This is a genomic window from Colwellia sp., from assembly GCF_013215345.1.
In the GTDB taxonomy this organism is placed as follows: domain Bacteria; phylum Pseudomonadota; class Gammaproteobacteria; order Enterobacterales; family Alteromonadaceae; genus Colwellia.
In genome coordinates this window covers 1-14278 of the sequence record NZ_JABSOV010000097.1, presented here as the reverse complement: position 1 = coordinate 14278, position 14278 = coordinate 1, and the positions used below count along the sequence as shown (strand labels likewise).

12 protein-coding genes are annotated in these 14278 nt (G+C 39.7%); 10 read left to right on the top strand and 2 right to left on the bottom strand.

The features are described 5' to 3' along the window. The 6 genes from HRT50_RS18885 to HRT50_RS13800 form a co-directional block, all read left to right on the top strand. Positions 1–56, top strand: a 56-nt coding sequence (locus tag HRT50_RS18885) for a hydroxyisourate hydrolase (protein WP_367238880.1), incomplete at its 5' end; no start/stop codon positions are given. 112 nt (positions 57–168) lie between these two features. Beyond that, positions 169–678, top strand: coding sequence for an ureidoglycolate lyase (locus HRT50_RS13820; RefSeq protein WP_291615455.1), 510 nt, complete (start codon positions 169–171; stop codon positions 676–678). Positions 679–794: 116 nt separating this feature from the next. Continuing rightward, positions 795–2120, top strand: a complete 1326-nt coding sequence (gene guaD / locus HRT50_RS13815; RefSeq protein WP_291615453.1) for a guanine deaminase — start codon at positions 795–797, stop codon at positions 2118–2120. A 224-nt stretch (positions 2121–2344) separates the two neighbouring features. Beyond that, the gene (locus HRT50_RS13810) at positions 2345–3532 is read left to right on the top strand and encodes a urate hydroxylase PuuD (protein ID WP_291615451.1); all 1188 of its coding nucleotides are present in this window, start codon (positions 2345–2347) and stop codon (positions 3530–3532) included. 63 nt (positions 3533–3595) lie between these two features. Continuing rightward, positions 3596–5785, top strand: a complete 2190-nt coding sequence (locus HRT50_RS13805) for a malate synthase G (protein ID WP_291615450.1) — start codon at positions 3596–3598, stop codon at positions 5783–5785. A 244-nt stretch (positions 5786–6029) separates the two neighbouring features. Continuing rightward, positions 6030–6659 (top strand): TetR/AcrR family transcriptional regulator, encoded by a 630-nt coding sequence (locus HRT50_RS13800; RefSeq protein ID WP_291615449.1) that lies wholly within the window; start codon positions 6030–6032, stop codon positions 6657–6659. 76 nt (positions 6660–6735) lie between these two features. Here the strand turns inward: HRT50_RS13800 and HRT50_RS13795 are convergent, their stop codons facing one another. Continuing rightward, entirely contained in the window at positions 6736–7206 is a 471-nt protein-coding gene (locus HRT50_RS13795) for a hotdog fold domain-containing protein (protein WP_291615447.1), read from the bottom strand. A 359-nt stretch (positions 7207–7565) separates the two neighbouring features. After that, entirely contained in the window at positions 7566–8687 is a 1122-nt protein-coding gene (locus tag HRT50_RS13790; protein ID WP_291615445.1) for an alanine--glyoxylate aminotransferase family protein, read from the bottom strand. 186 nt (positions 8688–8873) lie between these two features. Between HRT50_RS13790 and HRT50_RS13785 the strand changes: the two genes are divergently transcribed. The 4 genes from HRT50_RS13785 (at position 8874) to HRT50_RS13770 (ending at position 14242) form a co-directional block, all read left to right on the top strand. Then, the gene (locus HRT50_RS13785; protein WP_291615443.1) at positions 8874–9701 is read left to right on the top strand and encodes an outer membrane protein OmpK; all 828 of its coding nucleotides are present in this window, start codon (positions 8874–8876) and stop codon (positions 9699–9701) included. Between the two features lie 107 nt (positions 9702–9808). Further along, entirely contained in the window at positions 9809–11350 is a 1542-nt protein-coding gene (locus tag HRT50_RS13780) for a hypothetical protein (RefSeq protein ID WP_291615441.1), read from the top strand. A 157-nt stretch (positions 11351–11507) separates the two neighbouring features. Beyond that, positions 11508–12755: a malic enzyme-like NAD(P)-binding protein gene (locus HRT50_RS13775; protein WP_291615439.1), complete on the top strand. Its 1248-nt coding sequence runs from the start codon at positions 11508–11510 to the stop codon at positions 12753–12755. A 344-nt stretch (positions 12756–13099) separates the two neighbouring features. Then, positions 13100–14242, top strand: a complete 1143-nt coding sequence (locus HRT50_RS13770) for a PepSY domain-containing protein (RefSeq protein WP_291615437.1) — start codon at positions 13100–13102, stop codon at positions 14240–14242. Positions 14243–14278: the final 36 nt, after the last annotated feature.

Here is a 14278-nt window from a genome sequence, read left to right as displayed (position 1 = left end):
ACCATATTCCATTATTGCTAACAGCATATGGCTACTCTACTTACCGTGGTAGCTAATCGCTCAGTATCAATAATCTGCTTTTTAGTAATAGCTAAGTAGCACTTAACTAGTAGATAGCAACAGTTTCAAGCCAGTAGAAAAATATTAACCGTTAACAGAGAGATTAAGATGACCAGTAAAATCATTAATGTTGTACCCCAAGAGCTAACGGCAGAGAAATTCTCAGCTTACGGGGATGTTATTTCAGTGTCCGAAAGTGCTGAACATTTCGCCATTAATGATGGCCACACCATGCGTTATCATAATCTTGCTGACGTTGATGTTGCTGAGCAAGAGGGTAAAACCTTGATTAATATTTTTCGTTCCACCCCGCTGGCTTTTCCTTTACCTGTCGAAATGATGGAACGCCATCCTTTAGGCAGCCAAGCGTTTATCCCTACGGGCAAACAACCTTATGTGGTTGTTGTTGCACCAAAAGGCGAGCTTGATACTGCAAAAATTGAAGTGTTTCTAGCGACTGCAGAGCAAGGCGTTAACTACCATAAAGGTACTTGGCACCATTTCTGTTTAGCGTTGAATGAAGTTAGCAACTTTTTAGTTGTTGACCGTGGCGGTGAAGGCGATAACTGCGATGTTGAAAAACTCGACGGTTCAATCGTTATCACGCTAGCAGGATAATCAATAATTTGATTCACCTTGATGAATCGGATTATAAAAAATAAATTAATTTAGTGCAGCTAGTATAAATAGCAGCACAAATAGATAGCAATAAAATAAGTAATAGGTTTACCAATATGTCTAATAATATTTCAAACAGTTCTTCAACTAACACAGGTACCAAAGCGTACCGCGGTGAGATACTGCATTTTTTAGCCGACCCGGCGAAAGTATCTGAAGAAGATAGTTACCAATATTTTGAAGATGGACTTTTAGTCATCAAAAATGGCTTAGTTGAAGCGGTAGGTAATGCGCAGGAATTACTAGCAACACTCTCAGCAGATATTAAGGTTACTCAATATGACAATGGCCTAATCATGCCTGGCTTTATTGATACTCATGTACATTATCCACAAGCTGAGATGATTGCTTCTTACGGTGCGCAATTACTTGAGTGGTTAGAAAACTACACCTTCCCAGAAGAAAAACAATTCGCTGATATTGAACACGGTAAACGTGTTGCTGAATTTTTCTTAACACAACTATTAGATGCTGGTACTACTACGGCCTTAGTTTTCGGTACAGTACATAAAGAGTCTGTTGAAGCCTTCTTCACTATTGCTCAACAGAAAAAATTACGTATGATTTGTGGTAAAGTTTTGATGAACCAAAACTGCCCTGATGACTTACAAGATACCACAGAGTCAGGCTACGTAGACAGCAAAGCATTAATTGAAAAGTGGCATAACACCGACCGTTTACTTTATGCGGTTACCCCTCGTTTTGCACCTACTTGTTCAACTGAGCAATTAAACAAAGCCGGTGAATTATTAAAAGAATTCCCTGATGTTTACCTGCACACTCACCTTTCAGAAAACAAAGACGAAATTGCTTGGGTAAGTGAGTTATTCCCAGACAGTGACGGTTACCTAGATGTTTACGACAAAAGCAGCTTATTAGGTCGTCGTAGTGTTTTTGCTCACGGTGTACATTTACATGACCATGAATGTCAGCGTTTAAGTGATACCAATTCAGCTATTGCCTTCTGCCCTACTTCAAACCTATTTTTAGGCAGCGGTTGTTTTAATTTAAAACAAGCTGAGGAATTCGATGTAAATGTAGGTTTAGGTACTGATATCGGCGCAGGTACGAGCTTCTCAATGTTAACGACGTTAAATGAAGCTTATAAAACTCAACAGTTACGTGGCGATAAATTAAGCCCGTTTAAATCATTCTACCTAGCGACTTTAGGTGGCGCGGTTGCTTTAGATTTAGAAGGTACTATTGGTAACTTTACTAAAGGCGCTGAAGCTGACTTTATCGTACTTGATTACCAAGCAACACCGCTAATGGCAAGACGTATTGCCCGCTGTAAAACCTTAACAGAAAAACTATTTGCCTTAAGTATATTAGGTGATGATAGGCACGTTAAAGCCACCCATATCATGGGAGAACGCATTTAATTCACTAAGGTAAATTAAAGCGCTTCACTTACTACAGGCGAAGAAGCTAATAAAAATACCAGTACTACATATAACAGAAAGTTGCCTAGCTGGGTCTAAGGCAACATCGCTTAAGAGAAAAGAATTATTCAACACGCTATTGAGTAAAGCTATTTAGATAAAAATTTAGTTAATCATAAAATTATAAAACGTCGACTTCGAGTAGGCGTACAAAAGGAAAGACTATGGACCCGTATATTACAGATTGGCTAAACTTAGCCATTCGCTTTGCACATGTTGTTACAGGTATCGCCTGGATTGGTGCTTCATTTTATTTTGTTTGGTTAGATAACCATTTAGAAACGCCACCGGATTGGAAAGCAGAAAAAGGTATTTCAGGTGACCTTTGGGCTATCCATGGAGGTGGTTTTTACGAAGTCGCTAAATACAAACTCGCTCCAGAAAAAATGCCAACACTTTTACATTGGTTTAAGTGGGAAGCATACACAACTTGGATTACAGGTTTCTTCTTATTAGTACTAATGTTTTATGTTGGTGCTGAAACTTACCTGATCCCAACGGGTTCTGATATGACTCAAATGCAAGCAATTGCATACGGTCTAGGTACTATTATTGTTGGTGTTGGTGCTTATGAAGTGCTAGTTCGTACTAAACTTAAAGATCACGGTTTAATTCTAGGTATTATCTTATTAGCACTTGGTACAGCGTTATCTTACGGCTTAATGCAAGTATTTAGCCCACGTGGTGCTTACATGCATATGGGTGCTGTTATGGGTACAATCATGGCTGGCAACGTATTTTTCGGTATCATGCCTTCACAACGTGCACTAGTTAAAGCCGTTGAAGACGGAAGTAAGCCTGATTCAAAATATGGTTTAAATGCTAAGTTACGTTCTACCCATAATACTTACATTACCTTACCGGTAATTTTCATCATGATTTCTAATCACTACCCAATGACATATAACCACAATGCTGGTTGGATTGTATTAATAGCACTTATCTTAATTGGTGCTGCGATCAGAGAGTATTTCGTACAACGTCACTTTGGTAGAAACAAGCCTATGCTTATAGTTGGTTCAATTGTTGCAACAATTGCTTTAGCTTATGCTATTGCACCTGCAAAACTTGAAGCAACTCCAGAGCAACTAGCACAAAAAGTGACTATCGCTGATGTGCAAACAATTGTTGAACAACGTTGTAGTGCTTGTCATAGCGAAAATAACACCGATGATATCTTCCAAACAGCTCAAGGTGGTGTGCTCTTTACTGATGCAGCTTCAATTGAGCAATGGGCACCAAGAATCAAAGCGCGTGTAATCGACAGCAAAGATATGCCCTTTATGAATAAAACCAAAATGACTGACGAAGAGCGCTTAACCTTGTCACTTTGGTTAAACCAAATCAAATAAGCTTAAAGAACATTATTTGAATTGGTATTGAGCCAAATGAAAGATAAAGAAAAAGGATAAGAAATGAAGCAAAAAACAATCAAGCATGGTTATAAAGTTGCAGGCTGTTTATTTAATTTAGTAAATAATGAAGTGTTACCGGGTATTAGTATTACTGCCGATCACTTTTGGGATTCTGTTGCCGACGTTTTAACTGAGTTTACCCCGCGTAATCAACAGTTATTGACAAAGCGCGCGAGTTTACAAGCGCAAATTGATACATGGCATACGGATCCTGCCAACCAACCTTTTAATCAACCGAGCTATGAGTTGTTTTTAAAAGAGATAGGTTATTTGGTAGAAGAACAAGCTGATTTCACTATCTCAACCAAGAATGTCGACGACGAGGTTGCCCGCATTGCGGGCCCTCAACTCGTTGTACCCTTGATGAATGCTAGATTTTCTCTCAATGCAGCCAATGCTCGCTGGGGAAGTTTGTATGATGCTTTATATGGCACTGATGTTATCGGCGACGATAACGGTGCTAAAGCAACTAAACAATATAATCCTGCTCGTGGCCGTAGAGTTCAATCTTACGCCCGTAGATTCCTTGATGAATCCCTGCCACTAAGCAGTGGTAGTCATATCAATGCGGTTCGTTACCATATTGAGAACAAGACCTTTACTGTCACCCTATTATCAGGTGAAAAAGTTCAACTAAAAGATGCTACACAATTTGTTGGCTACACTGGCTCTACGTTATACCCGACTGCATTATTATGTCGCCATAACGGTTTACATATTGAAATTCAGATAGATAAAGACCATATCGTTGGTAAAACTGATGCTGCTTCTGTTAAAGATGTGGTATTAGAGTCTGCGTTAAGTACTATCCAAGATTGTGAAGACTCTATTGCCGCCGTTGATCCAATGGATAAAACTTTGGTATATCGCAACTGGTTAGGTTTAATGAAAGGTGACCTTGCAGAGAGTATTCAAAAAGGTGATAAAACCATTACCCGTACATTGAATGGCGATCGTAGCTATTTATCTCCGACTAAAGAAGCCTTTACTCTTCCAGGCAGAAGTTTACAATTTATCCGTAACGTCGGCCATTTAATGACGACTGATGCAATTGTTAACGAAAATGATGAGAATGTTCCAGAAGGTATTGTTGATGGTTTAATTACCAGCTTAATATCTTTGCACGACCTACAAGGTAACTCTAAGTTTACCAACTCTAAAGCAGGCAGCATTTATATTGTAAAACCTAAAATGCATGGCCCAGAAGAAGTAGCTTTTAGTCACGATTTATTCAGCGCGGTCGAACGTGTATTAGGTTTAGAAGAAAATACCATTAAAATGGGTATTATGGATGAAGAACGTCGCACCTCTGCTAACTTAAAAGAGTGTATCCGCGCCGCCCAAGCCCGCCTTGCTTTCATCAATACTGGCTTTTTAGATCGTACTGGTGATGAAATACATACCAGTATGTTAGCGGGTCCGGTTACACAAAAAGAATTAATGAAACATGAGCCTTGGATTGAAGCTTACGAAAACAGAAATGTTCGCATTGGTTTAAAAGCCGGACTGCAAGGTAAAGCGCAAATTGGTAAAGGCATGTGGGCTATTCCTGATGAAATGGCGAATATGGTGCAGAGCAAAATCGCCCATCCACAATCAGGTGCTAACTGTGCCTGGGTGCCATCGCCAACTGCTGCTACTTTACATGTAATGCATTATCACAAGGTCAATGTTCAAGAAATACAATTTGCTATGCAAGCTGAATTTGCCAAGCCGGGCCATACTGATGATTTAACTGATTTGTTAACCATTCCTTTATTAAAGAACCGTGAACAATTATCAGCTGAAGAGATCCAGAAAGAATTAGACAATAACATTCAAGGTCTACTAGGTTATGTTGGTCGTTGGGTAAACCAAGGTGTTGGCTGTTCTAAAGTACCTGATATTGATAACGTTGCTCGTATGGAAGATAGAGCTACCTTAAGAATTTCTAGTCAACATGTCTGCAACTGGCTGCACCATGGCATTATTACTGAATCACAAGTAAATGAATCACTGAAACGCATGGCTGTTATTGTTGATGAGCAAAACGCTAGTGATGCTGGCTACAGCCCAATGGCAACTAACTTTGACCACTGTATTGCTTTTAAAGCCGCGACTGATTTAATCTTTCAAGGTAGAAAGCAACCCAGCGGTTATACTGAGCCGTTATTACACAAAAGACGTCTGGAAGTAAAAGCAGCGCATTAATATTAATAGCTCAACACTTGACCAGCAATGAAAAGCAAGATGACTTCACCACTAAGTCATCTTGCTTTTGGCTTTCTAGCTTTTACTAACATTTACTGCATACTCTCTATTACAGCGATGCCCCAACCATGATCTAGAGCAATTTATAGAAATTAATCATTCCATTTACAAGAAAGCTATGGCTGTCGATTGCAACTTGTTATAAAGTTATTTCCTCTACTATAAATGAAGTTATGAGGTATCTGTGCCGGTAAAAAAAGAGTCTGTCGGACAAGTTCGTCAAAAGAACGTCGCGCTTATTTTAACTGCAGCCAAAACAGAGTTTGTTACTCACGGTTTTAAAGGCGCATCTATTAAACGCATTGCCGAACGAGCCAATATTCCCAGAGCAAACATTCATTATTATTTCAATGATAAAACTGACCTTTATCAGCAATTGCTTACCGAGATTATTGTCAGCTGGAATACTAGCTTTGATACCTTAAGTGTTGATGATGACCCGAAAACGATTCTTACTGCTTATATTCATGAGAAAATCATGCATGCTAAACATGATCCTGATGGCTCTAAAATCTTTGCCAGTGAAGTTATTCACGGAGCGCCTATTCTTAAAGACTATTTACATACAGAATTTAAGCAATGGTTAGATGAAAAGATTTCCGTAATAGAGACCTGGATTGAACAAGGCCAAATAGACGCCATTAACCCATATCATTTGTTATTTCTTATTTGGAGTTCAACCCAGCATTATGCTGATTTTAATGTGCAAGTATTGGCTGGCTTTGGTAAAGAGGCGATGAACGATGATGATTTTGATGAAGTCGTTGCATCACTTACCAGCATTATCTTGAAAGGTTGTGGTTTAACTAAGTAACTGAAATTATCTTTTAGTTACTTAGCTTAGTGGGTAAGCCGCCAGCCCAACAGCGGTTTGTTAATTAGGCCACTGGTCATACTGTTGGCTTTTCAGATATCCAAAGTTTAATATTCCCCTTAACTACCACAATGTTATTTTCATCATAAGCGGTGATGTGCACCAGCATATCACCCGGCTGCCAGTCTTCTTGGTTTACCTTGGCTACACAGCGAATATCGCTACCTGCTTTGGCGGTGTAATCTACCGTCATGCCTTTTGGGATCCAACGAAGATGTTTGGGAATTGAAGCTTCTGCCATTACCCCCATAGCCATTTCTAAACCATTACAAATGGCTATCACATGCACTGTTTTTATATGGTTAAAAACCTTTCTCTTCTTTTTGATAAGACAAGTGCACTGGTTAGGCACTAATTCTGATATTTTAGGGCTAATAGTGGCAAAATAAGGCGCGACTTGACTGACGATAATGGAGAATATTTTTTTGCCAAAGGGATACTTTTCAAATTTATTGTAGGTCGATAAGGTTTTATTAATCTGAGTCATCGTCGAAATTATAAGGTGAAACGGTAATGATTAACTTATCATTCGGCGAACTACTCCACAAACAATTGCCTACTATTTTTAGTATTACCGCCGTGAATATCATTATTGAACGCTCATTTAAAGCTGCGTTCGAAGTTAGTTAGCATTTCAACATGTAGAAAAAACCGTTACCGGGAATTTCATCATATAAAAAAAGTTCGCGACAATATCAAATCCATCATTCTTATTCCATATTATGAAATAAATCGCCAAGATAACGGTCATAAAAAGCTGTTTAGATTTCACTATGCGAAAAAAAAGACCACCGAAAGGTGGTCTTTTTTCATTAATAAAACTATTTATAGCGTTTTATTGTGCCTTTATTGATTCAAGGCATCTTTTAATGCTGATAAACATAAGGCAACATTTTCACTTTTAGCCCCATGTCCCATCAAACCAATGCGCCATGCTTTACCAGCAAAGGCACCTAAACCTGCACCTATTTCAAGGTTGTAATGCTCTAGTAAGTAGTTTCTTACCTTAGCATCATCAGCGCCATCAGGAATGTAGATAGCGTTTAACTGAGGTAAGCGCTCTTCTTTAGGTACGATAAACTCAATACCTAATTCTTTCAGACCTTTAGCTAACACTTCATGCTGTTCTCTATGACGTGCCCAGCTATTTTCTAGACCTTCATCATGTAGCATTATCAAGGCTTCATGCAGTGCATATAAAGAGTTTACTGGCGCAGTATGATGGTAGCTACGCTTACCTTTACCAGACCAATAACCCATAACTAACGTTTGGTCTAAGAACCAGCTTTGTATTTTAGTTTTACGGTTTTGTACTACTTCTACGGCCTTAGGGCTGAAAGAGATAGGCGAGATACCTGGCACACAAGACATACATTTCTGCGTACCTGAATAGATAGCGTCAATGCCCCATTCATCCACTTTAAGCTCAATACCACCTAATGATGTTACAGCATCAACAATTGTTAAACACTCGTGCTCTTGGGCCAATTTACATAGGGCTTGAGCGTCTGACACTGCACCCGTTGACGTTTCAGCATGAACAAAGGCTAAAAACTTAGCATCTGGATGATCATTTAATGCCGCTGCTACCTTGTCAATTTCAACAGCTCGACCCCAAGGAGAGTCAACAACTATAGCCTCTGCGCCAATTCTGGTAACGTTTTCAATCATGCGTTCACCAAACACACCATTGCGACAAACAATGACTTTATCGCCAGCTTCGACTAAGTTTACAAAACATGCTTCCATACCTGCTGAGCCCGGTGCTGATAAAGCAATGGTGAATTCATTTTTGGTTTGGAAAGCATATTGTAGTAAGGTTTTCACTTCATCCATCATATTGATAAATAAGGGATCAAGATGACCAATAGTTGGTCTAGACAGCGCAGAAAGTACTCGTGCACTTACATCTGAAGGGCCAGGGCCCATTAAAATTCTTTGCGGCGGATTAAATGATTTAAACGTCATATTACTTTACCTTCTATTTTAGTTTTAATTTTTTGTTGTGTTTACAAAACAACCTGATGTATCTTAGTTAATCGCAACCTGACACATGTGTCAAGTTACGGAAAATAGTGACATACGGACATTTTAAAAAAATTAAAACAAAAATCAATATAACTATTAAAAATAAATTACATTAAGAGAGACACTATGAATATGAAAGCATCACTTACCGCACTTGCATTAACTGCAGCATTATCTGCACCAATGGCATCTGCAGAAATCTGGAGCAATACCGAAGTTCAAATTCAAGCACTAGGTGAATTAGAACGAGTGGGTACCGGTGGCACCGCGGATACTACCATCATCACCTTCCAACATGCTGGCGGTTGGGAATACGGCGATAACTTCTTCTTTATGGATTACTCACGTTACTCAGTGAATAACGATGCTAACTTCCCTGTATCCGACTCAAGTGAGCTTTATGGTGAGTGGTATTCAAACTTTAGTTTAGGCGCGATCACGGGTAATGACCTCAGTTTTGGTCCGGTAAAAGATATCGGTATAGTCGCAGGTTTTAACTTCGCTCCTGAAGTAAACAGTGCTTGGGTATTACCGGGTGTGAGATTTGCACTAGACCTACCTGGTTTTGCTTTTGCGCAAATAGATGTAACTGGTTATATCCATCAAGGTGGTGGCAGTGCAGATTCTCCGGTCTTTACCGTAGTTGATGAAGACTCTAGTTTTATGGTTGATTTTTCTTGGGCTTATCCATTTAAAATTGGTTCTACAAGCTGGAGCATTGAAGGTCACTTAGAGTATATCGATGGCCGTACCCAAGTTAATAACTTTGGCACTACCGAGTTAGAATCATGGATTCTATTTCAACCGCAAATTCGTTTGGATTTAGGTGAAGTATTAGGACAAAAAGCACAACGTTTATTCGTTGGTATTGAATACCAATACTGGAAAAATAAACTAGGTGAAAAAGGTACTGATGATAATGCAGCACAGCTTCTTGCTGTATGGCGTTTCTAATAGGCTAATAGCCTATTGAATCGCGTAAATTAAAAACAAACTGCGCTATTATTACTCATTATCGACAGCGGTTAATAGTAGCAATAGCGCACTTACAAGGGGGAACTATGAATACAGAAAGTAGCGAATACAAACTTTTTCATCGAAGTGATCTCAGTGCCTTTTGGGCGCTTTTTACCGATAACTTAACCAACCTTATTGTCTTAAGTGGTATCTGTAAGTTTGTTTTTAATATGCCAACTGAGATTGTCTTTGGCCGCATCGTACCCGGTGCAGCCATTGCCATTCTTGCCGGCGTGGTTGTCTATACCTTAATGGCAAGACGTTTAGCGGCCAAAACTGGCCGAAACGACGTAACTGCTTTGCCTTACGGTATTAGTACACCGGTAATGTTTGTTTACTTATTTGGTGTTATTGGCCCTATTTATTGGGCAACTCAAGATGCTGAACTTGCTTGGCAAGTTGGTATCGCCGCTGGTTTTATTGGTGGTATTGTGGCCGCATTTGGTGCCATTGCTGGACCATTTCTAAAACGTGTTACTCCACGTGCTGGCATGTTAGGCACACTCTGTGGTATTGCTTTAGTATTTATTGGCAGCGTTTCCTTAGCCAGTATTCTAGAAAGCCCTGTGGTAGGTTTTGCTTCTCTGATGATTATCATTTGGGGTTTAGTCGGACAGTTTAAACTACCGTTCAATTTACCCGCTGGTTTAGCGGCATTGATAGTAGGTACCGTTATCGCTCTCATCATGGGCGAAACGTCAATTAGCTTTGAAGGAGTCGCCTTTAATCCTCCTGTTCCCTATTTTGGCGATTTAATTATTGGCTTACAGCATTTATTTAATCATATGGAATTGTTTTTAGTACTCATTCCTGTGCAAATATATAATTTTATTGAAACCATGAATAACGTTGAGTCAGCAGAATCTGCTGGCGATGAATATCCGGTAGCGGTTTGTCAGGTTACCGACGGTGTTGGCACCATGATTGGCGCACTTTTTGGCTCGCCTTTTCCAACAACGGTTTATATTGGCCACCCGGTATATAAAGCGATGAAAGCCCGTTGTGGTTATGTACTTGGTGTCGGTATCGTCTTTTTCTTAGCGGCAACTTTTGGTCTATTGGCTTTTTTAAGTAACCTTATCCCGTTATCTGCCGCCGCACCTATTTTAGTTTTTGTTGCCATATCACTGATATCACACAGCGCTACTAGTGTTAAAAAGTCTCATATTATTGCCATCATACTCGCCATGATGCCGCATGTTTCCAGCTTTATTATGGTCAAGTGGGGTTCAATGATGAATGCCCTGCGTGATGTTGGCGCGCAAAATTTACCAAATTTAACCGACCCTGCAATGGTAATCGCCATGTCACAACAAGGTGCACACTTGCTAGGTCATCAAGCCTTATCACAAGGAGCCATTATTACTGGCTTAGTGTGGGGTTCAATTGTCGCTAATGTTATTGATGCTCAGTTCAAACATGCCGGTTGGTTTTCAATCGCTGCTGCCATAATGGCATCTATTGGTATCTTGCACTCAGCAACTCTGCATATGCCGCACCTAACCGGTATTGTCGGAGGTTACCTGATGATAGGTGCTTTTTTACTAATTTATCCGAGAGTTACGGAAGTGAAGTCCACGATGTAATTTTCATAATAAAGTTCCTGAACAACAGTTTCTGAACAATAGCGTCATAACAACAAGTTTTATTGGTATTCGGCATGCTACCCCCAACCGGCATGTTGAGTACCTCCCTTTATTTATTACAACTCCTTAATCTTATAACTATAAAAGTAGGTCACACATGTCTGATTTTAAACAAGCAGCACTGGATTATCACGCCTTGCCAACTCCAGGTAAAATTGCCGTAGCCATCACTACACCCGCCGAAACAAGTGCCGATTTATCGCTAGCTTATAGCCCTGGTGTCGCCGAGCCTTGTCGAGAAATCGCCAAGAACCCAGAAGATGTTTACAAATATACCGCTAAAGGTAATACGGTTGCCGTTATCTCCAATGGTACTGCGGTATTAGGTTTAGGTAATCTTGGTCCAATGGCTTCAAAACCAGTAATGGAAGGTAAAGCGTTATTATTTAAACGGTTTGCTGACATTAACTCTTTTGATATTGAAGTAACTCATAAAACTACCGAAGAGTTTATCAATACGGTTGCCTGTATTGCTGATAGCTTTGGTGGCATCAACTTAGAAGATATTAAAGCACCAGAGTGTTTCATTATTGAAAAAGCATTAATCGAACGTTGTAAGGTTCCAGTATTTCATGATGACCAACACGGTACAGCTATCGTAACAGCTGCTGCAATGATCAACGCACTTGAAATTCAAGGCAAGAAAATTGAAGACGCTAACATTGTTTGTTTAGGTGCTGGTGCAGCCGCTATCTCTTGTATGGAATTGTTAATTCAATGTGGCGCAATGCGTGAAAAAGTCTACATGTTAGACACTAAAGGTGTAATTCATACTCGTCGTAGTGATTTATCTGAATACAAAACACGTTTCGCTAATAACACTGACAAAAGAACATTAGACGACGTTATTGAAGGCGCGGATGTGTTCTTAGGTTTGTCTGGTCCTAACTTACTTAGCCCTGAACAGGTTTTAAAAATGGCTGATAACCCGGTTATATTCGCTTGTTCTAACCCAGATCCTGAAATTAAGCCTGAACTTGCTCACAGTGTAAGAAGTGATTTAATTATGGCGACTGGCCGCTCTGATTACCCGAACCAAGTAAACAATGTCTTATGTTTCCCGTTTATTTTCCGTGGTGCTTTAGATGTTCGCGCTCGTAAAATTAACAACGAAATGAAAATTGCTGCCGTACATGCCATTAGAGAACTTGCTAAGCAAGAAGTACCTGAAAGTGTGTTAAAAGCCAGTGGCGAAACAGCCTTATCTTTTGGTAAAGGCTACATAATCCCTCGCCCAATGGATCCTCGCTTATGTAAGGATGTTGCCTTAGCCGTTGCTAAAGCCGCAGTAGACTCTGGCGTTGCTGCACTACCGTTACCTGATAACTATATGAATGATGCTTAAGCCATTTTCTTATATGAAGCTATTCACTAGTTTCACTGATAAAGTTTAGTAAAAATAACTACTAAGAATAAAAGCCGCTATTTTCAGCGGCTTTTTTATAGCTACTTTTTATAGCCAGATCACCAATAGCGCAGAAAACACATACAATAACGAATGATTCTCATCCAGTTATATTTTATTCCATACAAATGTACTACAATCGCCAAAACGTTACTTAAATCTCAGCAAAATTACCCTGCTAAATTTCAGTAAGCGTACTTTAGGTCAGCAAGATGCTCACCTTGTTTTTGTACTCAAGGACGTTTAATACCCCGTGTTTTGTAATACTGGCTCAAGGTAAATTGATGAATATAAGAAAAACCTTTTTTTGGTTACATTTGATCATAGGCTGTAGCGCTGCCATTTTTATTTTTTTAATGTCTATCACAGGTGTAGCATTAACCTATGAACGTCAGATGATTAAAACCGCCGAGCGTAGTGACTACCCAACAGCGCCAACAAGCTCAGCTAAGCTCTTACCCATGTCAGAAATTTTGGCGATAGCTAATACTTATCCAACCAAAAAAACCGCTGTAATTGTGGTAGAAAACCAGTCTAATGCACCAATTATTGTCAAAGACGGTAGAAAGAAAGTCGCTTATCTCAACCCTTATACCGGTGAAGAAATGGCGATTCCGGGTCAAGGTACTAAAATATTTTTAGGTAAATTACGCGCTTTTCATCGCTGGTTAACCTTAGATGGAAAGTTCAGTGAAATGGGTCGATGGGTCAATGGCATTGCCAATATTATTTTTCTTGTTTTGATTCTTTCAGGGCTTTATTTATGGTTACCGAAACGCTTCAATTCCAGAGCCTTCAAACAAAGGCTAACCTTGTCAGGTAATTACCCTAACAAGAGCGCTAGAAACTCTCAATGGCATAACGTCTTTAGTATTTATATGGCGCCTATACTGTTTGTTTTGGTGGTCACGGCGTTTTTCTTTTCCTTTAAGTGGCCAGGTAACACTCTTAAAATCCTCGTATCAACAGAGTCCGTTGCACTGGCTAAGCCAGTAGAGATCTCCGCTAAACAAAGCGCTTTTCAGCTTCCTGTTGGACAGCAATTAGCAAAAGTAAAAGCGCTATACCCAGAATGGCAAAACATTCAATTTTCTTTAGAAAGTGCCCCATTCGACAGTAAAGTTTATAAGGTAGATCAGGGTAATGGTGGCGAGCCGCAGAAAAAACTTAAGGTACTGTTAAATACCTTAACGGGTGAGGTGCTTCAGCAGCAGAAATTTGAGCAACTCTCTACTTATAGTCAGTTACGTAGCTATATACGATTTACTCATACCGGTGAGGCTTTCGGTCTCTTTGGCCAAACCATTGCTGGCTTAGCATCACTATTAGCCTGTTTGTTAGTTTATACCGGCGCTATGCTCTCTTGGCGACGTTGGCGAAATAGTCGAAAAGTAAAAGCCGCTGTGCCAGCGTACGTAAATCAGTAAGTTGTTGTGAATTTATGTATGTGAGCACAACTGATT

Coding starts and splice junctions, on each gene's coding strand:
- HRT50_RS13820 (WP_291615455.1), top strand. CDS start 169: ATGACCAGTAAAATCATTAATGTTGTACCCCAAGAGCTAACGGCAGAG.
- HRT50_RS13810 (WP_291615451.1), top strand. CDS start 2,345: ATGGACCCGTATATTACAGATTGGCTAAACTTAGCCATTCGCTTTGCA.
- guaD (WP_291615453.1), top strand. CDS start 795: ATGTCTAATAATATTTCAAACAGTTCTTCAACTAACACAGGTACCAAA.
- HRT50_RS13775 (WP_291615439.1), top strand. CDS start 11,508: ATGTCTGATTTTAAACAAGCAGCACTGGATTATCACGCCTTGCCAACT.
- HRT50_RS13770 (WP_291615437.1), top strand. CDS start 13,100: ATGAATATAAGAAAAACCTTTTTTTGGTTACATTTGATCATAGGCTGT.
- HRT50_RS13795 (WP_291615447.1), bottom strand. CDS start 7,206: ATGACTCAGATTAATAAAACCTTATCGACCTACAATAAATTTGAAAAG.
- HRT50_RS13780 (WP_291615441.1), top strand. CDS start 9,809: ATGAATACAGAAAGTAGCGAATACAAACTTTTTCATCGAAGTGATCTC.
- HRT50_RS13805 (WP_291615450.1), top strand. CDS start 3,596: ATGAAGCAAAAAACAATCAAGCATGGTTATAAAGTTGCAGGCTGTTTA.
- HRT50_RS13790 (WP_291615445.1), bottom strand. CDS start 8,687: ATGACGTTTAAATCATTTAATCCGCCGCAAAGAATTTTAATGGGCCCT.
- HRT50_RS13785 (WP_291615443.1), top strand. CDS start 8,874: ATGAATATGAAAGCATCACTTACCGCACTTGCATTAACTGCAGCATTA.